At 62.1% G+C, this 26,221-nt stretch carries 25 protein-coding genes; 21 read left to right on the top strand and 4 right to left on the bottom strand.

Annotation, left to right across the window (positions count from 1 at the left end; translation table 11 throughout):
• Positions 1-127: 127 nt before the first annotated feature.
• The 3 genes from topA to tldD all read right to left on the bottom strand — a co-directional run bounded on the left by topA (position 128) and on the right by tldD (position 5,668).
• A complete protein-coding gene (gene topA, locus LCF60_RS04700) occupies positions 128-2,770 on the bottom strand; it encodes a type I DNA topoisomerase (protein WP_292289992.1) in 2,643 nt (880 codons plus the stop codon).
• Positions 2,771-2,981: 211 nt separating this feature from the next.
• Positions 2,982-4,112, bottom strand: a complete 1,131-nt coding sequence (gene dprA / locus LCF60_RS04705; RefSeq protein WP_363318384.1) for a DNA-processing protein DprA — start codon at positions 4,110-4,112, stop codon at positions 2,982-2,984.
• A gap of 134 nt (positions 4,113-4,246) precedes the next feature.
• Positions 4,247-5,668 carry a metalloprotease TldD gene (gene tldD / locus LCF60_RS04710; protein ID WP_292289995.1) on the bottom strand — a complete coding sequence of 474 codons (1,422 nt, stop codon included), beginning with the start codon at positions 5,666-5,668 and terminating at the stop codon, positions 4,247-4,249.
• Positions 5,669-5,856: 188 nt separating this feature from the next.
• Between tldD and coxB the strand changes: the two genes are divergently transcribed.
• From coxB to LCF60_RS04765, 11 genes are all read left to right on the top strand, one after another.
• Positions 5,857-6,735, top strand: a complete 879-nt coding sequence (gene coxB / locus LCF60_RS04715) for a cytochrome c oxidase subunit II (protein ID WP_292289996.1) — start codon at positions 5,857-5,859, stop codon at positions 6,733-6,735.
• A gap of 103 nt (positions 6,736-6,838) precedes the next feature.
• A complete protein-coding gene (gene cyoE / locus LCF60_RS04720; protein WP_292289998.1) occupies positions 6,839-7,780 on the top strand; it encodes a heme o synthase in 942 nt (313 codons plus the stop codon).
• Positions 7,777-7,941, top strand: a complete 165-nt coding sequence (locus LCF60_RS04725) for a hypothetical protein (RefSeq protein ID WP_292290000.1) — start codon at positions 7,777-7,779, stop codon at positions 7,939-7,941. Before cyoE ends, LCF60_RS04725 begins: the two co-directional genes overlap by 4 nt.
• Positions 7,938-8,525 (top strand): cytochrome c oxidase assembly protein, encoded by a 588-nt coding sequence (locus LCF60_RS04730; protein WP_292290002.1) that lies wholly within the window; start codon positions 7,938-7,940, stop codon positions 8,523-8,525. The genes LCF60_RS04725 and LCF60_RS04730 overlap by 4 nt, the downstream gene beginning before the upstream one ends.
• Positions 8,526-8,547: 22 nt before the next feature.
• Entirely contained in the window at positions 8,548-9,348 is an 801-nt protein-coding gene (locus LCF60_RS04735) for a cytochrome c oxidase subunit 3 (RefSeq protein WP_292290003.1), read from the top strand.
• A 102-nt stretch (positions 9,349-9,450) separates the two neighbouring features.
• Positions 9,451-10,134 carry an SURF1 family protein gene (locus LCF60_RS04740; protein ID WP_292290004.1) on the top strand — a complete coding sequence of 228 codons (684 nt, stop codon included), beginning with the start codon at positions 9,451-9,453 and terminating at the stop codon, positions 10,132-10,134.
• 6 nt (positions 10,135-10,140) lie between these two features.
• Entirely contained in the window at positions 10,141-11,529 is a 1,389-nt protein-coding gene (gene thrC / locus LCF60_RS04745) for a threonine synthase (RefSeq protein WP_292290005.1), read from the top strand.
• Positions 11,526-12,788 (top strand): pitrilysin family protein, encoded by a 1,263-nt coding sequence (locus LCF60_RS04750; RefSeq protein WP_292290006.1) that lies wholly within the window; start codon positions 11,526-11,528, stop codon positions 12,786-12,788. The genes thrC and LCF60_RS04750 overlap by 4 nt, the downstream gene beginning before the upstream one ends.
• Positions 12,788-13,372, top strand: coding sequence for a GNAT family protein (locus LCF60_RS04755; protein WP_292290007.1), 585 nt, complete (start codon positions 12,788-12,790; stop codon positions 13,370-13,372). Before LCF60_RS04750 ends, LCF60_RS04755 begins: the two co-directional genes overlap by 1 nt.
• Positions 13,373-13,533: 161 nt before the next feature.
• On the top strand, positions 13,534-14,370 hold the full coding sequence (locus LCF60_RS04760; RefSeq protein ID WP_292290009.1) for an MBL fold metallo-hydrolase: 837 nt from the start codon (positions 13,534-13,536) through the stop codon (positions 14,368-14,370).
• A 22-nt stretch (positions 14,371-14,392) separates the two neighbouring features.
• Positions 14,393-15,814: an FAD-binding oxidoreductase gene (locus LCF60_RS04765; RefSeq protein ID WP_292290010.1), complete on the top strand. Its 1,422-nt coding sequence runs from the start codon at positions 14,393-14,395 to the stop codon at positions 15,812-15,814.
• Here the strand turns inward: LCF60_RS04765 and LCF60_RS04770 are convergent.
• The gene (locus LCF60_RS04770) at positions 15,806-16,615 is read right to left on the bottom strand and encodes a lytic transglycosylase domain-containing protein (RefSeq protein WP_292290011.1); all 810 of its coding nucleotides are present in this window, start codon (positions 16,613-16,615) and stop codon (positions 15,806-15,808) included. The two genes, LCF60_RS04765 and LCF60_RS04770, sit on opposite strands and share 9 nt — an antisense overlap.
• A gap of 356 nt (positions 16,616-16,971) precedes the next feature.
• On the opposite strand from LCF60_RS04770, the gene LCF60_RS04775 reads away from it, so the two are divergent.
• The 10 genes from LCF60_RS04775 (at position 16,972) to LCF60_RS04820 (ending at position 26,209) form a co-directional block, all read left to right on the top strand.
• Complete coding sequence (locus tag LCF60_RS04775; protein ID WP_292290012.1) at positions 16,972-17,172, top strand: hypothetical protein; 201 nt, start codon at positions 16,972-16,974, stop codon at positions 17,170-17,172.
• A gap of 73 nt (positions 17,173-17,245) precedes the next feature.
• Positions 17,246-17,434, top strand: coding sequence for a hypothetical protein (locus LCF60_RS04780; protein ID WP_292290013.1), 189 nt, complete (start codon positions 17,246-17,248; stop codon positions 17,432-17,434).
• 211 nt (positions 17,435-17,645) lie between these two features.
• Positions 17,646-18,503: a Flp pilus assembly protein CpaB gene (cpaB, locus tag LCF60_RS04785; RefSeq protein WP_292290014.1), complete on the top strand. Its 858-nt coding sequence runs from the start codon at positions 17,646-17,648 to the stop codon at positions 18,501-18,503.
• A 194-nt stretch (positions 18,504-18,697) separates the two neighbouring features.
• The gene (locus tag LCF60_RS04790) at positions 18,698-20,119 is read left to right on the top strand and encodes a type II and III secretion system protein family protein (RefSeq protein WP_292290016.1); all 1,422 of its coding nucleotides are present in this window, start codon (positions 18,698-18,700) and stop codon (positions 20,117-20,119) included.
• 4 nt (positions 20,120-20,123) lie between these two features.
• Complete coding sequence (locus LCF60_RS04795) at positions 20,124-20,798, top strand: OmpA family protein (protein WP_292290018.1); 675 nt, start codon at positions 20,124-20,126, stop codon at positions 20,796-20,798.
• Between the two features lie 193 nt (positions 20,799-20,991).
• The gene (locus LCF60_RS04800; RefSeq protein ID WP_292290019.1) at positions 20,992-22,233 is read left to right on the top strand and encodes an AAA family ATPase; all 1,242 of its coding nucleotides are present in this window, start codon (positions 20,992-20,994) and stop codon (positions 22,231-22,233) included.
• Between the two features lie 11 nt (positions 22,234-22,244).
• Positions 22,245-23,687, top strand: a complete 1,443-nt coding sequence (locus LCF60_RS04805; RefSeq protein WP_292290020.1) for a CpaF family protein — start codon at positions 22,245-22,247, stop codon at positions 23,685-23,687.
• A gap of 2 nt (positions 23,688-23,689) precedes the next feature.
• Complete coding sequence (locus LCF60_RS04810; protein WP_292290021.1) at positions 23,690-24,658, top strand: type II secretion system F family protein; 969 nt, start codon at positions 23,690-23,692, stop codon at positions 24,656-24,658.
• 10 nt (positions 24,659-24,668) lie between these two features.
• Positions 24,669-25,652, top strand: a complete 984-nt coding sequence (locus LCF60_RS04815; protein WP_292290022.1) for a type II secretion system F family protein — start codon at positions 24,669-24,671, stop codon at positions 25,650-25,652.
• Positions 25,649-26,209 carry a tetratricopeptide repeat protein gene (locus LCF60_RS04820; RefSeq protein WP_292290023.1) on the top strand — a complete coding sequence of 187 codons (561 nt, stop codon included), beginning with the start codon at positions 25,649-25,651 and terminating at the stop codon, positions 26,207-26,209. Before LCF60_RS04815 ends, LCF60_RS04820 begins: the two co-directional genes overlap by 4 nt.
• Positions 26,210-26,221 lie beyond the last annotated feature (12 nt).

Below are 26,221 nucleotides of genomic sequence, written 5' to 3' on the forward strand. Positions count from 1 at the left end.
TGCGGTCATGGGAACTCCTGCTCTGTGGTCCGTTTTTCGCGCAGCATGCAGGCGCGACGCCGGAAGGACCAATCACAAAGAATTCAATCGCCGCGACGCTTTACCGCCACCGGGCCGACGCCGGCTCCTATTTGGAGGCGGCCTTCCTTTTTGCCGTCGACTTTGCGGCCGGCGCCTTGGCCGTGCTCTTCTTGGCTGCGGGTTTCTTGGCAGCGGGTTTCTTGGCAGGGGCTTTCTTCGGGGCGGCTTTCTTCTTGCCTCCCTTCTTGCCGGCTTTCTCAGTGATCAGTGCCACGGCCATGTCCACGGTCACATCGTCCGGTTCGACGTCCTTGGGCAGGGTCGCGTTGACCTTCTCCCATTTGACGTAAGGACCGTAGCGGCCCTCCATCACCGAAATCATGCCGCCGTCCTGCGGGTGTTCGCCCAGTTCCTTGAGCGCCTTGGCCGCCGTCCCGCGCCCCCGCCCCGGATTGGCGCGCTTCTCGGCCAGCAATTCCACCGCGCGGTTCATGCCGATCTCGAACACCTCCTGGAATTCCTTGAGGTTCACGTAGACCGGTTTCGCCTCATCCGGCAGCTGGTGCATGATGTAGGGGCCGAACCGGCCCAGATTCGCCTTCACCTCGCCGCCATCGGGATGCATGCCCACGGGGCGCGGCAGGGTCAGCAGCGTGACCGCCTTTTCCAGGGTCATGTCGTCGGGCGACCAGCCGGGCAGGTAATCGCCCTTGGCCTTGGGCAGGCTGGCGCGCGGCGGTTTCTTGTTCTCGGGTGTCGGTTCTCCACGCTGCACATAGGGGCCGAAACGACCGGACTTGAGCCAGATCTCGTCGCCCTGATCCTCGCCCAGCACACGTTCATCCCCCTCGGCGCCTTCGCCCGCGATCGGGCGGGTATAGGTGCATTCGGGATAGTTGCCGCAGCCGACAAAGCCGCCAGTGCGCGACGTCTTGAGGTGCAACTGCCCCTGCCCGCATTTCGGACAGATGCGCGGGTCGCTGCCATCCTCGCGCGGCGGATAGAGTTGCGGCGCGAGCGCGTCGTCCAGCACGTCCAGAACCTCGGTGATCCGCAGGTCCGAGGTTTCGGCGATCGCGGCCGAGAAATCGCGCCAGAACCGGGCCAGCAATTCCTTGTAATCGCCTTCGCCCGCGCTGACATGGTCCAGCTCGTCCTCTAGTGCCGCAGTGAAATCGTACTCGACGTAGCGCTTGAAGAAATTCAGTAGGAAGATCGTGACGATCCGGCCCTTGTCCTCGGGGATCAGGCGATTCTGGTCCTTGCGGACATATTCGCGGTCCTGGATCGTGGTGATGATGCTGGCATAGGTCGAGGGGCGCCCGATGCCAAGCTCTTCCATCTTCTTGACCAGCGTCGCCTCGGTATAACGCGGGGGTGGCTGGGTGAAATGCTGGTCGGGCGTGATGCGGCGCTTCTCGGCCTTCTCGCCTTCGGAGATCTGCGGCAGACGCTTGTCGTCGTCATCGACCACGGCGTCGTCACGGCCTTCCTCGTAGACGCGCAGGAACCCGTCGAACAGCACGACCTGGCCGTTGGCGCGCAGCACGACCTGCCCATCGGCGCTGCCCACATCGACACTGGTGCGTTCAAGCCGCGCCGATTCCATCTGGCAGGCCAGCGTGCGTTTCCAGATCAGATCGTAAAGCTTGCGCTGATCCGCTTCGCTGATCTTGAGGCTTTGGGCGTCCTTGGCCATGTCGGTCGGACGGATGCATTCATGCGCTTCCTGCGCGTTCTTGGCCTTGTTCTTGTAGATGCGCGGGCTTTGCGGGACGTAATCGTCGCCATAGCGATCCTTGATCGCCGCGCGGGCCTCCTGCACGGCCTCTGGGGCCATGTCGATGCCGTCGGTCCGCATGTAGGTGATGTGCCCGGCCTCGTAGAGCCGCTGCGCCGCGTTCATCGTCTGACGCGCACCCATGCCGAACTTGCGGCTGGCCTCCTGCTGGAGCGTCGAGGTCATAAAAGGCGCGGACGGGTTGCGCGAGGCCGGCTTTGCCTCGACCGATTGCACGGTCAGGTCGCGGCTGGTGATCGCCTGCACGGCGAGCTCGGCCTGCGTTTCGTTCTCCAGGTCGTAACGATCCAGCTTCTTGCCCGCCAGAACGGTGAGCCGCGCCTCGTATTCCTGACCACGCGGCGTCGACAGCAGCGCCTTGACCGACCAGTATTCCCGGGCGCGGAACGCCTCGATTTCCATCTCGCGTTCGACGATGAGGCGCAGGCAGACCGATTGCACCCGGCCCGCAGACCGTGCACCGGGCAGCTTGCGCCACAGCACCGGCGACAGGTTGAACCCGACAAGGTAATCGAGCGCGCGGCGCGCAAGATAGGCTTCGACCAGCGGCGCGTCGATGTCGCGCGGATTGGCCATCGCCTCGGTCACGGCGGCCTTGGTAATGGCGTTGAAGGTCACGCGCTTGACATCGGTGGTCTTCTTGATCGACCGCCGCTTGGTCAGCGCCTCTTTCAGGTGCCACGAAATCGCTTCGCCTTCGCGGTCAGGGTCGGTTGCGAGGATCAGGGCGTCGTCGGATTTCAGCGCTTCGGCGATGGCTGCGACATGTTTGCGCGAGTCGGCGGCAACCTCCCATTTCATGTCGAAATCGTTGTCGGTATCGACAGATCCATCTTTCGGCGGCAGGTCGCGGACATGTCCGTAAGACGCCAGAACAGTGTAGTCAGACCCCAGATACTTGTTGATCGTTTTGGCTTTTGCCGGGGATTCGACGACGACAACTGGCATAAAATGAACACCTTTCTACATGCGGATGACCGGTCCGGTCCGGCTGCGTATGGCCGGGCAGCATGTGGTGTGCAAGCGTCAATTGTCAATCGCTCCACGCTCCTGACCTTGGGTGCGGGTGCTGGCGACAATGGTTTCGCGTCCTGTGTCCGGGCAGGCATTTGACCGAAAGGGACAAGACGAAATCGGCCCCACATTCCGGGTGCGCCGGTCAGGCGGTGCGTGAAATCAGCCCGCCGGGTTGCCGGTTGATCCGGCCCTCAAGCTCCAGATCGGTGAGCGCCGGGGACACCACCCGCGACGTTGCGCCAAGATCGCGGATCAACTGGTCCTCGCCCAGCGGCGACGGTCCGAGCCGGTCGAGGATTTTCTGGTGAAGCTTTGCGATCTCGGCAAGCGGGCGGTCGTCCCGCGCCGGTTCGAGCGGCAATTCCGGTGCCGACTGTGGGGCGAGCGGGGCCAGCGCCTCGATCACGTCCTCGGCGTTCCGGACGAGCCGTGCGCCATCACGCAGGAGCATGTTGCAACCGCTTGCCCGCGCATCGAAGGGATGACCGGGCACCGCCATGACGTCGCGTCCCTGGTCAAGTGCCGTGCGCGCGGTGATCAGGGATCCGGATTTCGCCGCCGCCTCGACCACGATCACGGCACGGGCCAGCCCCGAGATGATCCGGTTGCGGGCGGGAAAATGCCGCGCCTGCGGTTGCAGGCCCATCGGTTGCTCGCTGATCCGTGCGCCGCCCTGTTCGACGATGTCGTCGGCCAGTTTCGCGTTTTCCGCCGGGTAGAGGATATCGACACCGCCCCCCAGAACCGCGATCGTGCCGGTTTTCAGCGCCGCGATATGGGCCGCGGTGTCGACCCCGCGCGCCAGGCCCGAGGTGATGACGTACCCCGCCTCGCCCAGCGCCGTGGCCAGAGATCGTGCCATGCGCCCGCCCAGCGAAGACGCGTTTCTCGCGCCGACAAGCGCGATCTGCGGTTGCGACAGGATGTCGGTGTTGCCGATGGCCCAGAGCATCGGCGGCGCGTCGTCAAGATCGCAAAGTGCCAGGGGATAGGCCGCGTCGCCCCGGCAGATCAGCACCGCCCCGGCCCCCTTGGCCGCCTTGAACTCGGCGTGGATCACCGCTTCGGGGCAAAGCTCGTAATTCGGGACACCCGCCGCCCGGGCGATCTCGGGCAGGTGCTGCAATGCCGCCGCGGCGCTGCCGTGGTCGCCCATGAGCCGGTAGAAGGTGCTGATGCCCACGCGGCGCGAGCGCAAGAGACGGAGCCAGGCGAACCTTTGGTCTTCCGTGGTGGGTGGGAGTAGGGGGTGAGTGGAAGAGTTCTGCTCCAATGTCGTCCTGTCCCCGTCTGCTTGCTGAGACAGGGATAGGCGTCGACTGGTTAATCAGGGATGAATCCCGACCAGCGACCGGCAAGAAAATCGCCACCTTCCTGCCAAGCCGCTGTTTTCGAACGAGTCTTTTCTCAGGTCTGCGCCCCGCCGACGGTCAACCCGCCGATCATCACCGTGGGCTGCCCCACGCCTACAGGCACCCATTGGCCCTGCTTGCCGCAATTTCCCATGCCCGGATCAAGCGACATGTCGTTGCCCAGCGCGCGAATCTGCTGCAACGCGGTGGCCCCGTCGCCGATCAGCGTGGCGCCTTTGACCGGCGCGCCGACCTTGCCGTCCTTCACGCGATACGCCTCGGTGCAGGAAAAGACGAACTTGCCGTCGGTGATGTCCACCTGTCCGCCGCCGAAACCCACGGCCCAGATCCCGTCCTTGAGGTCGGCGACGATATCGCCCGGCGCCACATCGCCACCCAGCATGTAGGTGTTGGTCATGCGCGGCATCGGGATATGCGCATAGCTCTCGCGGCGTCCGTTGCCGGTGGGGGCGACCCCCATCAGCCGCGCGTTCTGGCGGTCCTGCATGAAGCCCACCAGCTTGCCATCCTCGATCAGCACGTTCTTGCCCGAGGGTGTGCCCTCGTCATCCACGGTGATCGACCCGCGCCGGTCGGGGATGGTGCCATCGTCCAGAACGGTCACGCCGCGGGCGGCCACCTGCTGGCCCATCAGCCCGGCAAAGGCCGATGAGCCCTTGCGGTTGAAATCGCCCTCGAGTCCGTGACCGACCGCTTCGTGCAGCAGGATACCGGGCCAGCCCGGGCCAAGCACGATGTCCATCACACCGGCAGGGGCGGGAACGGCATCCAGGTTGACCAGCGCGATGCGCAGCGCCTCGCGCGCCTTGTCCTGCCAATCGGCGGGATCAAGCAGCCCGTCCAGCAGGACGCGCCCGCCGCCGCCCGCCGTGCCGCCTTCGCGACGGCCGTTCTCTTCGACGATCACGCTGACATTCACGCGGGTCATCGGGCGGATGTCCGACACCAGCGTGCCCTCGGGACGCAGGATCGCCACCTCCTGCAGGGACGCGGCGATCGTCGCGCTCACCTGAACCACGCGGGGGTCCAGTGCGCGGGCATAGGCGTCGATCTCGCGGAGGGTGTCGACCTTGACCGGAAAGCTGTGTCCTTCGATCGGGTCGCCATCGGTGTACAGCTTGGTATTGGTGCCCGCCGGCTTGTCGGCCAATGTGCCGCCGCCCTCGCCCACGGCAAGCCGCGCGGTTTCCACGGCGCGCTTGATCGCCGATTCGGAGATGTCGGTGGAATGGGCATATCCGGCCACCTCACCGCGCACGGCCCGCAATCCGAATCCCTCGGAGGCGTCGTAGCTGGCGGTGCGAATACGACCATCGTCGAAGACCAGCACCTCGGACCGGCGACGTTCGAGGAACAATTCCCCGTCATCGGCCCCCGCTACAGCCTCTCTCAGAAGCGCAAGCGCGCGGTCCTGATCGAGATGCGTGTCGAATGGTTGGAATGACGTATCGGCCATGAAACCCCCAGAGGTGAATTTGATCCAGATCAAAGAAAGCGCGTTTTTGCCGCAAGCAAGCTTCTTTCACTGATGCACAGAATATGGTTTTAACCGCTCCCAAGACAACGGGATGTGTGGTCAGGTCTCTGACGATCTCCGCCGCCCCTTGCAAATCGTACAGAATTCGCAACCGATCAGGGTAAGACATGCAACTCAAATCTTTGCTCTTGGCTCTGGCCACCCCCTTCGCCGCAGCCCCCGCGTTTGCCCAGCAGACGCTCGAGACAATTGGCACCCCGGTGGACCGTGGAACAGGCTTTCAACCCGCAGCAACCGAACTGGCGCGCGACCTTCAATGGCTGGACGGGATGATCCTCATCATCATCACCGCCATCGTGCTGTTTGTGACCGCGCTGCTCGCGTACTGCATCGTGCGCTACAACAAGCGCGCGAACCCGACACCTTCGGCCTTTACCCACAACACCCCGATCGAGATCGCCTGGACCGTGGGTCCGATCCTGATTCTGGTGTTCATCGGCGCGTTCTCGCTGCCGGTGCTGTTCAAGCAGCAGGAAATCCCCGAAGGCGATGTCGTGATCAAGGTCACCGGCTACCAGTGGTATTGGGGCTATGAATATATCGGCGAAGATCTGGCCTATGACGGCTACATGATCGGGTCGCCCTTCACCGGTGGGGACAACCGCCTGACCCCCGAGGTCGAGGAACAGCTGGTCGAAGCCGGCTACCAGAAGGAGGATTTCCTTCTGGCGACTGACACCGCCATCGTCGTTCCGGTCGGCCAGACCGTCGTGATGCAGGTCACTGGCGCCGACGTGATCCACTCCTGGACCATCCCGGCTTTCGGCGTGAAGCAGGACGCGGTGCCCGGTCGTCTTGCGGAACTGTGGTTCACCGCCGAAAAGGAAGGCATCTATTTCGGCCAGTGTTCGGAACTTTGCGGCCTCGCGCACGCTTACATGCCAATTACCGTCAAGGTGGTCAGCGAAGCGACCTATGACGCCTGGCTGACAGCCTCGAAAGAAGAAGGCGCCTATGTCGATGTGCGCTCCGTCCTGACCAACTAGGCACCGAAGGGGCGCATGCGGATCGCCGCGTGCGCCTCTCCGAGCGGCCAGACAGACTGGCCGACCTGACCGCCCGACCTGACCCAACCCAGCCGAGACGCCCGTGACAGATACAAGCATCAACACCCAATCGCGCAGCGCCGAGACCGACGCGCAGTTCAGCGATTATTTCGCGCTTCTCAAGCCGCGCGTGATGACCCTTGTCGTCTTCACGGCCTTTGTCGGTCTGCTCGCGGCCCCGACGCCGCTGCATCCCTTCGTCGGGTTCTGCGCCATCCTCTTCATCGCCATCGGCGGCGGTGCGTCCGGCGCACTGAACATGTGGTGGGACGCCGATATCGACGCCGTGATGAAGCGCACACAGCGCCGTCCGATCCCGGCGGGCAAGGTGACGGGCGACGAAGCCTTCGCCATCGGAATCGCGCTGTCGGCCTTTTCCGTCGTGTTCCTCGGCCTCGCGACCAACTGGGTCGCGGCCGGCCTTCTGGCCTTCACCATCTTCTTTTACGTCGTGATCTACACGATGTGGCTCAAGCGCTGGACACCGCAGAACATCGTCATCGGCGGTGCAGCAGGTGCCTTCCCCCCGATGATCGGCTGGGCGGCGGCCACCGGCGGCGTGAGCGTCGAATCCGTGCTGATGTTCTGCCTCACCTTCATGTGGACGCCGCCGCATTTCTGGGCGCTGGCGTTGTTCATGCGCAAGGATTACGACAACGCGGACGTGCCGATGCTGACCGTGACCCACGGTCGCCGCGCGACCCGCAATCACATCCTGGCCTATACCGTACTGCTGGCGATCCTCGCCGTGGCGGCGGGCTTCACCTCGATCGGCGGGCCGGTCTACATCGCCACGTCGCTCGTGCTGAACGCGATGTTCCTGCGCGGGGCGATCCGCATCTGGCGTCGGGACGAGGACATGTCGGAAGACGATAATTTCCTTGCCGAGCGCAAGTTCTTCAAACTCTCCCTGCTGTATCTCTTCGCCCATTTCGGCGCGATCCTGATCGAAGCGGGACTGGACCGGTTCGGAGTATGGGCATGAGCCTGTCAAAGCAGCATGAACTCCACGAGCGCCGTTTCGGACGCAATGTCGGTGTCGGCCTTGTCCTTGTCGGGCTGATCGCCATCGTGTTCGGCCTGACGGTCGTCAAGGTCACGCGCGGGGATTATGAAACCCCGGCCACGCAATCGGTGAGCCAATGAGCCAGATGGATCCAAAGAAGAAGACCGCCCTGCAGGGTGTCGGCGTCGTGGTCGTGATGGGCGCGCTCGCCTGGGCGTCGGTGCCGCTTTACGACTGGTTCTGTCGCGTCACCGGCTATGGCGGATCGACCAATGTTGCCGAAGCGGGCAGTACCGAAATCCTCGACCAGACCATCAAGGTCCGGTTCGACGCGTCGCTCGAACGCGGCATGCCATGGGAATTCAAGCCCAAGCAGCTCGAGGTCGAGCTGCGCCTGGGAGAAGAAGGCCTGGCCTTCTACGAAGCCCACAACCCGACAGACCGCCCCATCGCGGGCACGGCCAGCTATAACGTGGCCCCCTACGGTGCCGGCCTCTACTTCTCGAAGATCGCCTGCTTCTGCTTCGAAGAGCAGATCCTGATGCCGGGAGAGCGGGTCGACATGCCCGTGAGCTTTTTCGTCGATCCCGACATCCTGAACGACGCGGACGCGAAATTCGCGAAACACATCACCCTGTCCTACACGTTCCACGAGATCGACCTGCCCGAAGACATGCAGGCGATGCTCGATGCAAACGAAACCGACAGCGGTTCACTGAACTAACGCCTAGCTTTGAGGGACCAAAATGGCGCACGCAAAAGATCATGACTATCACATCCTGAACCCCTCCGTCTGGCCGTTCATCGGCGCGGTTTCCGGGTTCGCGATGCTTTTCGGGGCCGTGCTGTGGATGCACGGCAATGGCCCGTGGCTGTTCCTCATCGGACTTGTCGGCGTTCTTTACGTCATGTTTGCATGGTGGTCGGACGTTGTCGCCGAAAGCCAGGTGGGCGATCACACGCCCGTCGTGCGGATCGGCCTGAAATACGGCTTCATCCTGTTCATCATGTCCGAGGTGATGTTCTTCGCCGCCTGGTTCTGGAGCTTCTTCAAGCACGCGCTCTACCCGATGGGACCGGACAGCCCGGCGATCGACGGTGTCTGGCCGCCGGTCGGGATCGAAACCTTCGATCCGTGGCATCTGCCGCTGATCAACACGTTGATCCTGCTCTGCTCGGGGGCTGCCGCGACATGGGCACACCACGCGCTGGTGCACGAAGACAACCGCGAAGACATGAAGTGGGGCCTGATCCTCGCCATCGCACTGGGCGCGATCTTCACCGTGCTTCAGGTCTACGAGTACACCCATGCCGGCTTTGGCTTTGCCGGAAACATCTACGGAGCCAACTTCTTCATGGCGACCGGCTTTCACGGGGCGCATGTGGTCATCGGCACGATCTTCCTGTTCGTGTGTCTGCTCCGCCTGATGCGCGGACACTTCACACCGGACAAGCATATCGGCTTCGAGGCCGCGGCATGGTACTGGCACTTCGTCGACGTGGTCTGGCTGTTCCTCTTTGCCGCCGTTTACGTCTGGGGTCAGTAACCTGCCTCGGCGGTGGCGTTCCGGCTTGAACGGGACGTGCCAACAAGGATAAAGCAAGGCGCGCCGGATCGGCGCGCCTTTGCCATTCTCAGGAGCCACCCATTGTCCCGCATCGCCCTGCCCCTCCTGTCCGGCCTGATCGGCACCGCGATCCTCGTGTGGCTCGGCACCTGGCAGATGCAGCGGCTCGACTGGAAGCAGGGCATCCTGACCGAGATCGAAACCCGCATCGTCGGCGACCCCGCCCCCCTGCCCGAACCGGGCGCGGCGGAGCCAATGGCAGACCGATACCAGCCCGTACAGCTGGACGGTACGATCGAACCGGACGAACTGTACGTTCTGGTCTCGCAGAAACGCATCGGCGCGGGGTACCGGGTGATTTCCCCCTTCGTGACGCAAGACGGCCGCCGCATCCTCCTGGATCGCGGTTTCATCCCGGTCAGCGATCGCGAGGCAGAGCGCCGCACAGGGCCTGCACAGGTTGTCGGCAACCTGCATTGGCCGGATGATCGCACGTCCTCGACGCCGCAGAACGACATCGCGGGAAACACATGGTTCGCCCGTGACGTTGCCCAGATGGCCGAGCAACTGGACACCGACCCCCTGCTGGTGATTGCCCGCAACATGTCGCCGCCCGATCCGGGCGTGACGCCCCTGCCGGTGGACACAAGCGGCATTCCGAACGATCACCTGCAATACGCGATCACCTGGTATTCGCTGGCCGTTGTGTGGCTGATCGGAACCATCGCGCTGGTATGGCGCTTGCGACAGACGAAGGAAGGCTGAAGCCTGATGCAGTATATCTCGACCCGTGGCAAAGCCCCGGCGCTTGGATTCGAAGACACGATGCTGTCGGGCCTTGCCCGCGACGGTGGCCTGTATGTGCCGGAAACCATCCCGACGCTGAGCACCGAGGACATCCGCGCGATGCACGGACTGTCCTATGAAGAGATCGCGTTTCGCGTGATGCGGCCTTTCGTGGGCGATGCCTTCACCGACGAGGTCTTCTCCGACCTGATCGCCAAGGCCTATGCGGGCTTTGGCCACGACGCCCGTGCGCCTCTGGTGCAACTGGGATCAGGTCATTTCCTGCTGGAGCTGTTCCACGGGCCAACGCTGGCCTTCAAGGACTTCGCCATGCAGCTCATCGGTCAGATGTTCCAGGAGGCGCTGTCCCGCAGCGGCAAGCGCGTGACCATCGTCGGCGCCACCTCGGGCGATACCGGATCGGCGGCGATCGAGGCGTTCCGGGGGCTGGATGCGGTGGATGTGTTCATCCTCTATCCGCATGGCCGCGTGTCCGAGGTTCAGCGCCGCCAGATGACGACGCCTGCCGAAGCCAATGTGCATGCGCTGGCGCTGGATGGCGATTTCGACGATTGCCAGGCGCGGCTCAAGGACATGTTCAACGATTTCGAGTTCCGCGACGGGGTGAAGCTTGCCGGTGTGAATTCGATCAACTGGGGCCGCGTCCTGGCGCAGGTGGTCTATTACTTCTCGTCCGCCGTGTCTTTGGGCGCGCCGGACCGCAAAGTCAGCTTTTCCGTGCCCACCGGCAATTTCGGCGACATCTTCGCGGGCTATATCGCCAAGCGCATGGGGCTTCCCATCGACCGTCTGGTGGTCGCGACGAACCAGAACGACATCCTGCACCGCTGCCTGTCCTCCGGTGACTACAAGACCGACAGCGTGACCCCGTCGATCAGCCCGTCGATGGATATTCAGGTCTCCTCGAACTTCGAACGCGCGCTGTTCGATGCCTATAACCGCGATGGCAATGCCGTGGCGCAGTTGATGGACGAGCTCAAGGCGGGCGGATTCCATGTCAGCCAGGGCGCAATGCAGGTGCTGCGCGACCATTTTGACAGCGGGCGGGTCTCCGAAGACGAAACGCTGGCGATGATCGCCCGTGCGAACAGCCATATGGGCGAACTGCTCTGTCCGCATTCGGCCATCGGTGTCGCCGTGGCCGAGGCGCAGCGCGACCCGAACGTGCCGATGATCACACTGGCCACGGCACACCCCGCCAAATTCCCCGATGCGGTCGAAAAGGCCAGCGGCATCCGCCCGCCCCTGCCCGAGCGCATGGCCGATCTCTTCGACCGCGAAGAGCGCATGACCCGCGTGCCCAACGACCTCGACCAGCTTGAAACCCTCATCAAAGATCGGATCGCCTCTTGACCGTCCAGACCGCCACACTTCCCAACGGATTTCGCATCGTGACCGAGCATATGCCCGGTCTGGAAAGCGCCGCCATCGGGATCTGGATCACTGCCGGAGGCCGGCACGAACGGCCCGAGCAGAACGGAATCGCGCATTTCCTCGAGCACATGGCCTTCAAGGGCACCGAGACCCGCAGCGCCTTGCAGATCGCCGAGGCCATCGAGGACGTGGGCGGCTATATCAACGCCTATACCTCGCGCGAGGTGACGGCCTATTACGCCCGCGTGCTGCGCAATGACACCGGGCTGGCGCTTGACGTGATTGCCGATATCCTGCGCAACCCGGTCTTCGACCCCAAGGAAATCGAGGTCGAGCGCCACGTGATCCTGCAGGAAATCGGCCAGGCGGCGGATACGCCGGACGACATCATCTTCGACTGGTTGCAGGAGCGCGCCTATCCCGATCAGCCGATCGGCCGGACGATCCTTGGCGAAACCGACCGGGTGTCGGGGTTTTCGAAAGAAGACCTTGCGACGTTCGTGACCGAACATTACGGCCCCGACCAGATGATCCTGTCAGCGGCGGGTGCCGTCGATCATGACGTGGTCGTCAGACAGGCCGAAGAGCTGTTCGGAGACCTGGTGGCGCGTCCCGCACTGGGGGCCGATGCCGCGCGCTTTCAGGGCGGAGAAAGCCGCAAGGTCAAGGACCTGGAACAGGCACATCTGGCACTTGCCTTTGAATCGCCGGGCTACCGCGATCCGAATTTCTACGCCGCCCAGGTTTATTCCGTGGCGCTTGGCGGCGGCATGTCGAGCCGCCTGTTCCAGGAAATCCGCGAAAAGCGCGGGTTGTGCTATACGATCTTTGCCCAGACGGGCGCCTATTCCGACACCGGCATGACCACGATCTATGCCGGCACGAGCGGCGACGAGATCAAGGACCTGACCAACCTGACCATCGACGAGATGAAGCGCGCCGCCGATGACATGTCGCCCGCCGAGGTGGCCCGCGCCCGTGCGCAGATGAAGGCCGGGCTTCTGATGGGGCTGGAAAGCCCGTCGTCACGGACCGAACGGCTGGCCCGGATGATCCAGATCTGGGGCGAGGTGCCGTCGCTCGAGGACACCGTGTCGCGCATCGACAGCGTCACCACGGGCGATGTCCGCGCCTTTGGTGAACGGCTTGTGCGGGAGGCTCCGGCGGCGCTGGCGCTGTACGGCCCGGTCGGCACTGCGCCGGACCTGTCTGCCCTGTCCCAACGACGCGTGGCCTGATGCTCAGCCTGCGGCGTAAACTTCGGCTCGATACCGAGCGGATGGTCTTGCGCCCCCCGATGCACAGCGATTTCAACCCCTGGAGCGCCTTGCGGCGCGACAGCGAGGGCTTTCTGGCCAAGTGGGAACCGAGCTGGGCCGAAGACCACCTGTCGCGCCGGGCTTTCACCAATCGCGTCTACTGGGCCAACCGCGCCATCGGCAACGGGTCGGCGGTGCCGCTGTTCCTGATCCGGCGCGGCGACGACATGCTTCTGGGCGCGATCACGCTCGACAATATCCGCCGCGGACCGGCACAGGCCGGAACGCTGGGATATTGGGTCGGAGAGCCATTTGCGCGACAGGGATACATGCGCGAGGCCATCGACGCGGTGGTGCATCATGCCTTCGACCGGCTGGACCTGAGCCGGATCGAAGCGGCCTGCCTGCCCGAGAACAAGGCGTCGCGTGGGCTTCTGGAAAAAGCCGGGTTCAAATACGAGGGCGTCGCGCAAAGCTATTTGCAGATTGACGGACGCTGGCGCACGCACGTCTTGTATGCCGCGCTTCGGCTGGACCGTCGGGGACGCACGGATGCCGGCTAGGCGAAGGACTTTCGAAAGTCCTTTGCAACGCGGTTTCGAAACCGCGTGACAAGCGCGTTGAAACGCGCTTTTTCCACGCCGCTTCGAAGCGGCGTCCCGCCCGCCCTGCGCCACTGGATCGCCCCTGCACATGCGCTATCTTCCCGACAGGAGGTGTTGCGATGCATATCAGATCGGGTTTCATGGCCTTGGCCGTCATGTTTGCGGGCACCGCCGCCCTGGCGCAGGAGACGCGCCGCTCGAGCCATTGCCTGGCGATCGCCGATGCCGCGCCGGGCCTTGAATACATCCAGACGGCGTCCTGGACCAACCCGGTGCCCGAGTTCAGCGTCCGCATCAACTATGTCGCCCACGCGACCTTCCTGTTGCAGACGCCGGGCGGTTTGAATGTGGCGACCGATTTTACCGGGTTTCTGGGCAATACCGCGATGATCCCGGACGTGGTGACGATGAACCACGCCCATGACACCCACTGGACCGCCAATCCCGACCCCGCCATCCCCCATGTCCTGCCCGGCTGGGGGCCGTTCGGCGAAGGCATCGACCATCATGTCGACCTTGGCGAAATGCTGATCCGCAACGTGTCGACTGATATCCGGTCCCGCTTCGGCGGGACCGAGGACAACGGCAATTCGATCTTCATCTTCGAGGTCGAGGGCCTGTGTATCGGCCATCTTGGTCACCTGCACCACGAACCCAACGACCAGCAATACGCCGCGATCGGCAGGCTCGACGTGGTCATGGCGCCGGTGGATGGCGGCTACACCCTGCCGCGCGAGGTGATGGTGCGGATCGTCGACCGGCTGCGGTCGAGCATCGTCATCCCGATGCACTGGTTCTCGGGCTACGCGCTCGAGGCGTTTCTCGAAGAGGTCCAGGACAGTTTCGTCATCGACCGCCGGGACAGTTCCTTCATCGAGTTGTCGTTGCGCGATCTGCCGCCGCGTCCTACGGTGGTGGTCCTGCGGCCCGAGTGGCTCCGGGACGCGCCTGACTGACTTATTCGGAGACACTTTCCTCATGCCACGCGATTCCGCGGATAGCGGCTTCATCGATGCGCTTTCGCAGCGTTTTCCTGCGGACATGTTCACCCGCGCCGAACAATCCTATCTCGAAGAGCCGCGCGGCCGGTTCCAGGGCGCCCAAGGCTTCGTGGCCCGCCCCCGCAGCACGGCCGAGGTGTCGCAGCTGGTGGCGGCCTGCAACGAGTCCGGGGTCGGCATCGTGCCCTATGGCGGTGGCACCGGCCTGGTGGGCGCTCAGATCGCCCCCGAGGGCGAACCGAACACGCCGTTGATCCTGTCGCTGGAGCGGATGACCCAGATCCGGGCGGTCTATCCGCAGGAAAACGTCCTGATCGCCGATGCCGGAGTGATCCTTGCCAACATCCAGTCTGCCGCAGCCGAGATTGACCGGCTGTTTCCCCTGTCGCTTGCCTCGGAAGGGTCGGCGCGCATCGGTGGACTGCTTGCCACCAATGCGGGCGGCGTCAACGTGCTGCGCTACGGGAACACGCGCGACCTGTGCCTTGGGCTCGAGGCGGTGATGCCGGACGGATCGGTCTGGAACGGCCTGAGACGGCTGCGAAAGGACAACACCGGCTATGATCTCCGCAACCTGCTGATCGGATCGGAGGGCACGCTTGCGGTCATCACGGGGGCATCGCTCAAGCTTTTCCCGAAACCGGTTGCCACAGGAACCGCCCTGTTCGTGATCCGGGATGTGGACGCCGCGCTGGACCTGTTGTCGCTGGCCAAGTCGCAGCTGGGAGACAGCATCAGCGCGTTCGAACTGATGAACGGCACTGGGTTCGAATTCCTGTCGAAGACCATGCCAGAGGTGCGTCTGCCTTTCGCAGACCGTCACCCGGAATGGACGATCCTGATGGATATCGGCCTTCCCAAGGGGCTTGATCCGCAAGACGCGCTCGAGACGCTGTTCATGTCCGCCGAAGCGGAGGGCATCGTGTCGGACGCGCTGATCGCCCAATCCGATGGGCAGCGGGCGGATTTCTGGTCGGTGCGCGAACACATCCCCGAAGCCAATCGCCGGATCGGCGCGGTGTCGAGTCACGACGTGTCCGTGCCGCTGGGTGAATTGCCGGCCTTCATCGCGCGCATCCGCCAGGGCATTTCCGAAATCGGTGACTTCAGGATCAATTGCTTCGGCCATGTCGGAGATGGCAACCTGCATTGCAATGTCTTTCCTCCCGAAGGCCAATCCCGCGATGCCTTCCTTGAAGAGACGAAAGCCATCAAGCGGCGCGTACATGACATCGCAACCGAAGTCGGCGGCACCTTCAGCGCCGAGCACGGGGTTGGCCGGGCGAAGAAGGCCGACCTTGCCCGCTACGGCGATCCGGCCAAGCTTGCCGCGATGCGCGCGATCAAGGACGCGCTCGATCCGAATGGAATCATGAACCCGGGGGCGGTCCTATCGTGAGGCCATGCGGAAGACGCAGCCATCGGTGACAAGCTGCGGCGGTGTCAGGCACAGCCCCTTGGCAGTCTGAAAGGCCTGCAGGACCTTCGGCACATAGGCGCGGGTTTCCGCGTAATCCGGCACACCGTTGTTCTTGAGCACGGCATTTTCGCCGGCGTTGTATCCTGCCAGTACGAGAATGACGTCGTTGTCGAATTTCTCCATCAGGAAGTCGAGGAACGCCACGCCGCCCTTGATGTTGTCGTCCGGTGCGAAGCTGTCCGCCACGCCGAACCGTTCGGCAGTGGCGGGCATCAGCTGCATCAGCCCCTGCGCGCCGACCGAACTTTGGGCATCGACGCGGCCCGCAGATTCGATCGCGATGACGGCCAGGGCCAATGCGGGCGAGACACGCGTCCCCACGGTGCTCAGAAGGATGTCGCGCCCATAGGCATTGGCGATGGTCTGCAAGTCTTGCAGTCGCGGCGCGGACACGCCCTGCCCCGAGGGCGGATTGGCCAGACGCACGAGGGCCGGCTCCAGTCGACCGGGACCTTTCGCGTCCAGCGACGGAGACACGTCCTGCCAGAACCAGGCAAGGGTTTCGGCCCCGGGCGCACGCGGCTGCGGCGCGCTGCCGGCAGGCGCAGAGGGCGCGGCGGGCGCCTGCGGAGCGATCTGCACCGTGATCCGCTTTTTTGCATCGGCGCCGGGCGGCTTGACCCGCTTGGCTGAAAATTCGGGAAAAGGTGGAGGCTCGGCCCAGGCGGCGCCCATGCCAAGCGTTGCGGCCAGTACAGCCACGCCGATCATGCGTCTCATATTCAGGCTCCTGCTCGATGCCCGTTTTTCTTTGCAGACATTATGGCACAATCCGTACCGCAAGGCCATTTCGTTTCGGATTTGGGACCAATTGGCTTAAAACCGGCTCTCGATTTCGCAGGTTCGTCGGATAATTTAACGAATTTTGAAAATTAATATCATTTAAAATCATTTACTTAAATAGCATATTAGGACTTTTTTAGGACGCTGCAAAATCGGACCAAAGCTGTCAAACTGCTGCCCCAATCCGGCGACTATAACAGGTCATCCAAGACGGGATGGAGCGAATGAGAGAGCGCTCAACACACAGTCCCGAGCTTGGCCAACGTGAGCAAAACTAGGATTTGGAGATTACAATGATCAAGTTCATCAAAAACTTCCGCAAGGATGAAGACGGCGCCGTGACAGTTGACTGGGTCGTTCTGACCGCTGCTGTCGTGGGTCTCGCGATTGCTGCATATGCTGCAATTCAGGAGAACACCAACACCGTTCTGACCGCAACCGGTGATGCGGTTCTGGGCGCAGAAGACTACCTGACCGCGCCTGCGGCCGAATAATCGCACGGCTTTGACAAAACAGGGAAGGCGCGCCTTGTGCGCCTTCCCTCAAGTTAACCAGTAGGGCCACGCCATGTTCAAGCTGTATAAATCGTTTGTCGAAAATGAAGATGGTGCAGTGACCGTCGATTGGGTCATCCTCACGGCCGCAGTCGTTGGCATCGCCTTTGGTGCGATGATGCTGTTTCAGGAAAACGTGACCACAGTCTCCGATGCGACAGGTGCGACATTGAGCGACTACAATGACAGCCTTGAGTGGTAAGGCGCCGAACCAACATCGAGGAAAATGATCCTTGAGCATCGTGTTCGATCCGGATGACAGGCGTGCGAAAGCGCGCCTTTTTTCTTTCCGGCGGTTTCTCAGTTTCGCCATAATGTTCCCCATACGGAGACACATTGGTTCGATAGATCTTTACGGTGAATCATGTCTCAGCACGGCCAACGTGCAGGACCGGGACATGTAAGGAGGCAAAATGCGTATCGTTTTTGGACTTGTCCTCATGGCTGGCCTGGCACTGGCCGGCTTTGCCGTCTACATGGCACAGAACTACATCGGCTCTTATCAGACCGCGCTCGAGCAGGAACGCACCAAGGCGCAGGGCAATGTGCCCGTGCACGAGATCTACGTTGCCACCCGAAAGATCGACTACGGCGAAATCATCACGCAAGAGGACATGGCGCTCAAGCCCTGGCCCAAGCAAATCCTGCCGGAATCTTATTACGACGCCAGCAAACCGCTGACTTCGGAAGGTGAAGAACCGCGCATCGCGGTGCGTCCGATCGAGAAATTCGAGGCCTTCATGGAGGTCAAGGTGAGCGAACCCGGTGCGGATGCCGGTCTTACGTCCCGGCTTGACCGTGGGCAGCGCGCATTCGCCATCAAGGTGGATGTCGCCACTGGTGTTTCGGGCTTCCTGAGACCAAATGACCGCGTCGATGTCTACTGGACGGGTCGCGTCAGGGCGCGTGGCGACGATGTGCCCGTTGGAGAAGTGACCAAGCTGATCGAGACCGGCGTCGAACTGATTGCCATTGACCAGACGTCGCAGACGCAGTCCACAAATGCAACGATTGCCCGCACGGTCACCGTTGCAGCCACCCCGCAGCAGGTCGCGTCGCTGGCGCAGGCGCAATCCACGGGCCGCTTGTCGCTCTCGCTGTTGGGGCGCAACGACTCTTCGGTCGCGGAAGTGATCGAGGTCGATCAACGGTCGCTTCTGGGCCTTCGCGAAGTGCAAGAGACCGAAACGACCGCCGCCGTCGACGTTTGCACCATCCGGACCCGCAAGGGCGCAGAAGTCGTCGAAGTGCCCATCCCTTGTACAAACTGAAACGCATCGCACCGGATCTGGTGCGGAACGTGCATATGCTTCTCGGAAAGGCGCAGCGTCATGTTGCGCCTTATCCACATGAAGCGGACCCCTGAAATCATTGATTCTTGCAATAAAACGCGACTTGGCGCAGGCTGTCGCCAATATCGGGCACGAAGACCCACATCTGAGGCGTGATCGGAAAGGCAGGTCACATGTATATGAGCAGTCCAATCAAGGCCGCCCTCTTGGGCGCGGCACTTGCTATTACTCCGATGGCGCACTCCGCATTTGCTGACACGCTGCGCGTCATCCGCACGAATACTGAATCTTCCCTGAACGTTCCCATGAACCGGGCCGTTGTCGTGGAAAGCGAAGTTCCATTTGCAGAACTCAGCATTGCAAACCCGTCGATCGCCGATATTTCTTCGCTGTCGGACAGGACGATCTACGTTCTGGGCAAGTCGCCCGGAACGACCACTCTGACCATTCTGGACGGAAACGGACAGCTGATCACGAATGTCGACGTCAAGGTCGCGCCCGATCTGAGTGAATTCAAGGAACGGCTTCGCCAGATCCTTCCCGACGAGAAGATCGAAGTCCGCACCGCGAATGATGGCATCGTTCTTTCGGGCACCGTGTCCAGCACAGTGCGCATGCAGCGTGCCCTGGACCTCGCTACGCGCTACGCGCCGGAACGGGTGTCGAACCTGATGACGGTGGGCGGCGTCCAGCAAGTCATGCTCAAGGTCCGCTTTGCCGAAATGCAACGGTCCGTTTCAAAGTCCCTGCAAGCTTCGCTAGCCACTGGCGGCTCGGTTCTTGACGGAGACCTTGGTCTGGAGTTGGGAACAGGCAACGCCGCGCCATTCGCAGCGGTCGATTCCGTCGCGGACAAACTGGGCGCGGGTGCAAGCTCACAAGGAGCAATCCTCTTCGGGTTCAACGCGGGGGGGCTCGAAGTCGGCATCCTGCTTGAAGCGCTCGAATCGAAAGGCGTGGTGCGCACCCTTGCAGAGCCGAACCTGACATCGCTGTCCGGCCAAGAGGCAACGTTCCTTGCCGGCGGTGAATATCCTGTCCCCGTTTCGCAGGAAGACGGCGCAATCACGGTTGAATTCAAACCCTTCGGCGTCGAACTCAACTTTATCCCGCGCGTCCTGGACGGCGATCAGATCAACCTCGAACTCGAGGCGGCGGTTTCGTCGATTGACCCCAGTAGCGGCATCGACATCGGGGCCATCCGGATCGACGGCTTCACCCGTCGCGAAACGACCACCACGGTCGAATTGCGGGACGGGGAAAGCTTTGCCATCGCCGGTCTCTTGCAGGATGACTTTCGCGACCTGAACAGCCAGGTTCCCTGGTTGGGTGATATTCCGGTCCTGGGTGCGCTTTTCCGCAGTGCTGAATACCAGCGCGAGCAGTCGGAGCTTGTGATCATCATCACGCCACATCTTGTCACGCCGACCCGTGGCGAGGCACTTGCGCTGCCGACGGACCGCGTGCGGCCCCCGAGCGAAAAAGACCTGTTCCTCTTTGGCCGCGTCGCAAGCGACTCGCGCAACCTGCGTGGTGCGGCGGGCGAAGTGGCGAAACAGGATTTCAGCGGCTCCTATGGCTATGTGATGGATTGAGGCAATGGCAATTCAGAAAAACCTTCGCATTCCCAGCGCTTTGACCGGACTGGCCCTTCTTGCAGCCTGCGCCGGAAGCGACCCGGTCTACAGTTCGTTCCATCGCGAGGCCGGAGCCCTGTTGGACACGGGAAACTTTGGCAACGCCACCATGAACAACACGCAGATCATGAACGGCGAAAAGCAGTACACCTATGATCTGTCGCAACGGTTCGCCAGCGAGGTCATGAGCACTGTCAACTTCGCCTTCAACAGCGCGGTGCTCGACAGCGGCGCCCGCGACACCCTGCGCGAGCAAGCCAACTGGATTCGCCAGTTCCCCGAGGTCAGTTTCCGCGTGTACGGCCACACAGACGCGGTCGGCAGCGAAGCCTACAACAAGCGTCTCGGCTTGGCCCGAGCCGTTGCCGTGGTCAATTTCCTTGCATCGCAAGGGATCAGCAAGAACCGGCTCGAGGCGGTCGTATCGTTTGGCGAAACGCAGCCGCTTATCGTGACCGAAGGCCGCGAAAGACGCAACCGGCGCACGGTGACAGAGGTGTCGGGCTTTGTCGGATCGCATCCGATGGTCATCGAAGGCAAATACGCCGAAATCATCTACCGCGAATATGTCAACAGCGCTGTGCCGCGCACCGCTCTGACCGGCATCACCGGTGCCGATTTCCAGTCTGAACAATAAAGGCACGGCCCCGAAAGGGGCCCTGCCATCGGCCTGAATTACCGTACAATTTTGGTAATTCGGCCCCAATGTTGCCAAGTTTTCCACCGATCTTCGAACAGTAGCAGTCTTTCCCGAGCGACTCGGGGCCGACGTTCGTGATGCGCGAAAATCGCGCGCCGTGAACGACGCGAAGTTAGAGGAAACGAGGCAAATGACGAGTACCCTTCCCAGCACCCCGCAACCGGCGCCCCTTGTTGCGTGCACGATCAGCCGGGATGTCCAGGAATTCGATCTTCTCATCGAAGACATGGAGGCCGCCCTCGGGGAGGCCTGGGGCGACCTCGGCTTTGATCAGGCCATGAATTTCTTCCTGCAGGAAGATGGCGAGCATCTCGAATTCGTGGCGCTGGCCATCGACGAGCAGGACGAGGCGAATGTCGATCATCTGTCTGCCATCATTGCCGCGGCCAAGGCCCGCAAGATCAAGGTCGTCCTGATCGCGCATGATGTGACACCGTCGGCGCTGCACCACCTTCTGCGGCAGGGGGCGGATGAATTTGTCCCCTACCCTCTTCCCGAAGGCGAACTGGCCGCCGCGATCGAGCGCATGAGCACCCCCGACGTTCCACAACCCGTCGCGCGCGCCGATGGCAGCGGCGTCAAGCTTTCGCATGACGGCGACGGCGTGATCATCGCCGTTCAGGGCATGGCGGGCGGCTGCGGGGCAAGCACCTTTGCGACCAACCTCGCCTGGGAACTGGCCACCGTGACCAAGGAAAACGCCCCCCGTGTGTGCATCATCGACCTCGGTCTGCAATTCGGCGCGGTCGCGACATATCTTGACGTGCAGCGTCGGGATTCGGTGCTCGAGCTTCTGACGGACATCGACACGATGGACGATGACAGTTTCGCACAGGCGCTCGTCACCTTCGAGGACAAGCTTCAGGTCTTCACCTCCCCGGCCGATCTTCCGCCGCTCGATGTGGTCGGGCAATCCGAAATTCAGAAACTCCTGGACACGGCGGCACGGCATTTCGATTTCGTCGTGGTCGACATGCCCCCCAGCCTCGTGCAGTGGTCGGAAACCGTCCTTTATGCGGCACAGGTCTATTTCGGCGTGATCGAACTCGACATGCGGTCGGCGCAGAACACCTTCCGCCTCAAGCGCGCGCTTCAAGCCGAAGACCTGCCTTTCGACAAGATCCGCTTCGTTCTCAACCGTGCCCCCAAGTTCACCGATCTTCAGGGCAAGAGCCGGCTGAAACGGATGCAGGAAAGCCTTGATATTTCTGTGGATCTTCAAATGCCCGACGGTGGCAAGGCAGTCAGCGAAGCCGGAGATCACGGGCAGCCTCTGGGGTTGCAGCAACCGAAAAATCCGCTTCGCAAGGAAATCGGCAAACTGGCGCAATCGCTTTTCGAAGTCGGCCGTTCCGACGCTGAAGCGGCCTGAGGAGGACACGGATGTTTTCTCGATACAAGAAAGCCACTGCTGAACCCGCCGCCGCGGCCAAGGCGATCGCTCCGAAACTCGAAGCTGTCGCAAACTCGCCGAACCCGGCAAAGGCCATGCGCAAGCTGGCCCCGAAAAAGGCCGCCGTCGCGGATTCTGCGGACCGCGACAAGAAGCGCAGGGAGCGGCTTGGGGAAATCAAGCTCGAGCTGCACCGCGCGCTTCTCGACAACCTCAACCTTGCAGCGCTCGACCAGGCGACCGAGGCGCAGTTGAAGGAAGAAATCAACGCGATCACCGCCGAGAGCCTTCAGGAACGCGGGATGGTTCTGAACCGCGAAGAGCGCACGGCCCTGAACCAGGAACTCTATGACGAGGTCAAGGGGCTCGGTCCCCTTGAAACGCTTCTGAAGGACGAGACCGTCAGCGATATCCTGGTCAACGGACCGCGCCAGATCTTCGTGGAACGCGAAGGCAAGCTTCAACTCAGCGATGTGACGTTCAAGGACGAAAAGCACCTGATGCGGATCATCGACAAGATCGTGTCGGCCGTGGGTCGTCGCGTCGATGAATCCAACCCTTATGTGGACGCCCGTTTGCAGGATGGATCGCGCTTCAACGCCATGGTGCCGCCCATCGCGGTGGATGGCAGCCTCGTGTCCATTCGTAAGTTCAAGACCGACAAGCTGAGCATCGACGATCTGGTCAATTTTGGCGCCTTCACCGAAGAGATGGCTGTCTACCTTCAGGCTGCCGTGGCAACACGTCTGAACATCATCGTGTCGGGCGGTACGGGTTCCGGTAAAACGACGACGCTCAACGCGCTGTCTTCGTTCATCGACGACAGCGAACGTATCCTGACGATCGAGGATACGGCGGAACTTCAGTTGCAACAGACCCATGTGGGCCGGATGGAAAGCCGCCCCGCCAACGTCGAGGGCAAGGGCGCTGTCAGTCCGCGGGACTGTCTCAAGAACGCGCTGCGGATGCGCCCGGACCGGATCATCGTCGGCGAAACGCGCGGCGAGGAAGTGATCGACATGCTTCAGGCCATGAACACCGGCCACGATGGGTCGATGACCACGATCCACGCCAACAGCGCGCGCGACGGCGTGAGTCGTCTGGAAAACATGATTGCGATGGCCGGTATCGAGATGCCGCTCAAGGCGATGCGGTCGCAGATCTCGTCGGCTGTGAACCTGATCGTGCAGGCCTCGCGTCTTCAGGACGGGTCGCGCCGCATGACGTCCATCACCGAAATCACGGGGATGGAGGGCGAGGTGATCTCGATGCAGGAAATCTTCCGGTTCCAGCGCGTCGGCCTGACCCCGGAAAACAAGATCATCGGCCATTTCACGGCAACCGGTGTGCGCTCCAACTTCTCGGAACGCTTCAAGATGTGGGGCTACGACCTGCCGCCGTCGATCTATGAACCCTTCAACGGGAAATCCTGACCATGACCCTCAGCGCAGAACCCATCGTCTACGGACTCATCTTCATCGCTGTCCTGGTGCTTGTGGAAGGCGTCTATCTTGTCGCGTTCGGCAAGTCGATCAGCCTGAACAAGCGTGTGAACCGCCGCCTCGAGATGCTCGACAAGGGCTCAAAGCGCGACGAGGTGCTTGCCAAGCTCCGCAAGGAGATGGACCAGCACATGGCGTCGCGCGGGCTTCCGCTGTATTCCATTCTTGCGGACCGCGCCCAGAAGGCGGCCATCGCCTTTACGCCCAAGCAGTTGATCCTGGTGATGGTCGCGGTGAGCATTGTCGCCTTCCTCGGTCTGACCCTCGGTACCGAGGCCGGGCTGGCCGTGCGCCTGGTGATGGGCGTCTTCATGGGGGTCGGCGGGGTCTTTTTCTGGATCAATTCCAAGGCCAGCAAGCGCATCAGCATGATCGAAGAGCAATTGCCCGATGCCGTCGAACTGATGGTGCGGTCATTGCGCGTCGGTCATCCCTTCTCCTCTGCGATCTCGATCGTGTCGAAGGAGATCAAGGATCCGCTGGCCACGGAGTTCGGCGTCATCGCCGATGAATCGAGCTATGGCCGGGATATCGGCGAAGCGCTCAAGGCGATGGCCGAACGTCTGGACATGCAGGATTTGCGCTTTCTGGCCGTGGCCGTGGCGATCCAGCAGCAGTCCGGTGGTAACCTTGCAGAGATTCTCGAGGGTCTGGCCAAGGTGATCCGCGCGCGGTTCCGGCTGTTCCGGAGGGTCAAGGCGATCACCGCCGAGGCGCAGTGGTCGGGCAAGTTCCTGTCCGGTTTCCCGGTGGGTGCCCTGATCGTCATCCAGCTGACCGATCCGAACTATTACGACGAGGTTCTCGATCACCCCTGGTTCATCCCGGCATGTTTCGTGGTTGGCGCCTTTCTTCTGGCCAACCTGATCGTCATGCGCGCTCTTGTGAACATCAAAGTCTGAGGTCCGGATCATGCAAGCTTTCACCGCATTCGCCGTCAACATGTTCGGCCCCGCCGGCCCCATGATGATCATCGCCGGGCTGGGCGTCATGTTGCTTTTGCTGGCGATCCCGATGTTCTTCGCCTCGCGGTCCAACCCGATGGACCGTCTGGACGCGCATGCAGGACGCAAGGCGCTCGACGACGAAACCCGCGCAGTTCTTCGCGACAAGAAGAAGAACGAAAAACTGAACAAATACGCCCAGTTCCTGGAGCCGCAGGACGCGAAGGAACTGTCCGACGTCCGTCTGAAGCTGCTTCAGGCGGGGTATCGGACCAAGGATGCGGTTCAGCTCTACTATTTTTCCCAGTTCGCGCTTGGCATTGGCGGCCTCGTTATCGGTGTGGCCTACTTCATGTTCGTCCTCGACCCCGCGCAGGCAACGACCCAGCAGACCGTGATGTACACGATGGGTCCGGGGGCTGCGGGCTATCTCTTTCCGAAATACTGGATCACCAAGCGCGTCCAGACGCGCCAGGAAGAGATCGAAAGCGGCTTTCCCGACAGTCTCGACATGATGCTTGTCTGCGTCGAAGCGGGACAGTCCATGGACCAGTCGATCGTGCGCGTCAGCAACGAACTGCGCGCCTCCTACCCCAGCCTTGCCGACGAATTCGAGCTTGTCAGCCACGAGATGAAGGCCGGCAAAGACAAATCGGTGGTGCTGAACGACATGGGGGAACGCTGCGGCGTGCAGGACGTGATGTCTTTCGTGACCGTTCTGAACCAGAGCCAGAGTTTCGGTACGCCGATTTCGGATGCCCTTCGGGTCTATGCGGCAGAAATGCGTGACAAACGCGTCATGCGGGCGGAAGAAAAGGCAAACAAGTTGCCAACCAAAATGACATTGACCACAATGATGCTCACGGTGCCGCCGCTGTTGATCATCCTCGTGGGTCCATCGGTCGTCGGCATCCAGAAGCTTGGAAGTCTCGGAAGTTCGGTGGGGCAATGACAAAAGGCCAGTTTTGGCCAATCCTGTTTGCATTCGGATTGGCCGCCTGTTCGCAAGGCGGCTTTTCCGCGTCTGACGACGGTGTTTTCGCGCCCAGCGTCGATCCCCGCGGGGCCGTTGTCGACCAGTTGACCGTGGGCCATCGCCTGATGGCCGCCGGGGAACATGAACTGGCGCTTGGCGCGTTTCGCCTTGCCGCCGCCGAAAACGGCCTGACCCCCGAGGTCTTGGCGTCGCTGGGGTCTGTCAATCTTGCCCTGGGGCGACTGAACCAGGCCGAAGACCTGCTGCGCCGCGCCACGAAAGACGATCCCGACAGCCCGGATGCCTGGAACAATCTGGGTGTGGTCCTGATCGAACGCGGCAATACCGCCGAAGCGGCACAGGTCTTCCGACGCGCCTTTGCGCTGGATAATGGCGAAAGTGTTGCAATTCGCGATAATCTTCGCTTGGCACTCGCAAAAATGGAAAATTCGCAGTATGGTTCCGAAATAGAACAAGAATACAAGCTTGTGCGGCGCGGCAGCAGCGATTTTCTAATCCGCCCGACACAGTGATGAGGCAGAGCA

This window comes from Marivita sp., assembly GCF_020055635.1.
Taxonomy (GTDB): domain Bacteria; phylum Pseudomonadota; class Alphaproteobacteria; order Rhodobacterales; family Rhodobacteraceae; genus Marivita.

Coding starts and splice junctions, on each gene's coding strand:
- LCF60_RS04725 (WP_292290000.1), top strand. CDS start 7,777: ATGAGCCTGTCAAAGCAGCATGAACTCCACGAGCGCCGTTTCGGACGC.
- LCF60_RS04820 (WP_292290023.1), top strand. CDS start 25,649: ATGACAAAAGGCCAGTTTTGGCCAATCCTGTTTGCATTCGGATTGGCC.
- LCF60_RS04815 (WP_292290022.1), top strand. CDS start 24,669: ATGCAAGCTTTCACCGCATTCGCCGTCAACATGTTCGGCCCCGCCGGC.
- cpaB (WP_292290014.1), top strand. CDS start 17,646: ATGCGTATCGTTTTTGGACTTGTCCTCATGGCTGGCCTGGCACTGGCC.
- topA (WP_292289992.1), bottom strand. CDS start 2,770: ATGCCAGTTGTCGTCGTCGAATCCCCGGCAAAAGCCAAAACGATCAAC.
- LCF60_RS04775 (WP_292290012.1), top strand. CDS start 16,972: ATGATCAAGTTCATCAAAAACTTCCGCAAGGATGAAGACGGCGCCGTG.
- tldD (WP_292289995.1), bottom strand. CDS start 5,668: ATGGCCGATACGTCATTCCAACCATTCGACACGCATCTCGATCAGGAC.
- LCF60_RS04780 (WP_292290013.1), top strand. CDS start 17,246: ATGTTCAAGCTGTATAAATCGTTTGTCGAAAATGAAGATGGTGCAGTG.
- LCF60_RS04755 (WP_292290007.1), top strand. CDS start 12,788: ATGCTCAGCCTGCGGCGTAAACTTCGGCTCGATACCGAGCGGATGGTC.
- LCF60_RS04795 (WP_292290018.1), top strand. CDS start 20,124: ATGGCAATTCAGAAAAACCTTCGCATTCCCAGCGCTTTGACCGGACTG.
- LCF60_RS04730 (WP_292290002.1), top strand. CDS start 7,938: ATGAGCCAGATGGATCCAAAGAAGAAGACCGCCCTGCAGGGTGTCGGC.
- LCF60_RS04810 (WP_292290021.1), top strand. CDS start 23,690: ATGACCCTCAGCGCAGAACCCATCGTCTACGGACTCATCTTCATCGCT.
- LCF60_RS04735 (WP_292290003.1), top strand. CDS start 8,548: ATGGCGCACGCAAAAGATCATGACTATCACATCCTGAACCCCTCCGTC.
- LCF60_RS04765 (WP_292290010.1), top strand. CDS start 14,393: ATGCCACGCGATTCCGCGGATAGCGGCTTCATCGATGCGCTTTCGCAG.
- LCF60_RS04760 (WP_292290009.1), top strand. CDS start 13,534: ATGCATATCAGATCGGGTTTCATGGCCTTGGCCGTCATGTTTGCGGGC.
- coxB (WP_292289996.1), top strand. CDS start 5,857: ATGCAACTCAAATCTTTGCTCTTGGCTCTGGCCACCCCCTTCGCCGCA.
- LCF60_RS04790 (WP_292290016.1), top strand. CDS start 18,698: ATGTATATGAGCAGTCCAATCAAGGCCGCCCTCTTGGGCGCGGCACTT.
- LCF60_RS04805 (WP_292290020.1), top strand. CDS start 22,245: ATGTTTTCTCGATACAAGAAAGCCACTGCTGAACCCGCCGCCGCGGCC.
- LCF60_RS04770 (WP_292290011.1), bottom strand. CDS start 16,615: ATGAGACGCATGATCGGCGTGGCTGTACTGGCCGCAACGCTTGGCATG.
- LCF60_RS04800 (WP_292290019.1), top strand. CDS start 20,992: ATGACGAGTACCCTTCCCAGCACCCCGCAACCGGCGCCCCTTGTTGCG.
- thrC (WP_292290005.1), top strand. CDS start 10,141: ATGCAGTATATCTCGACCCGTGGCAAAGCCCCGGCGCTTGGATTCGAA.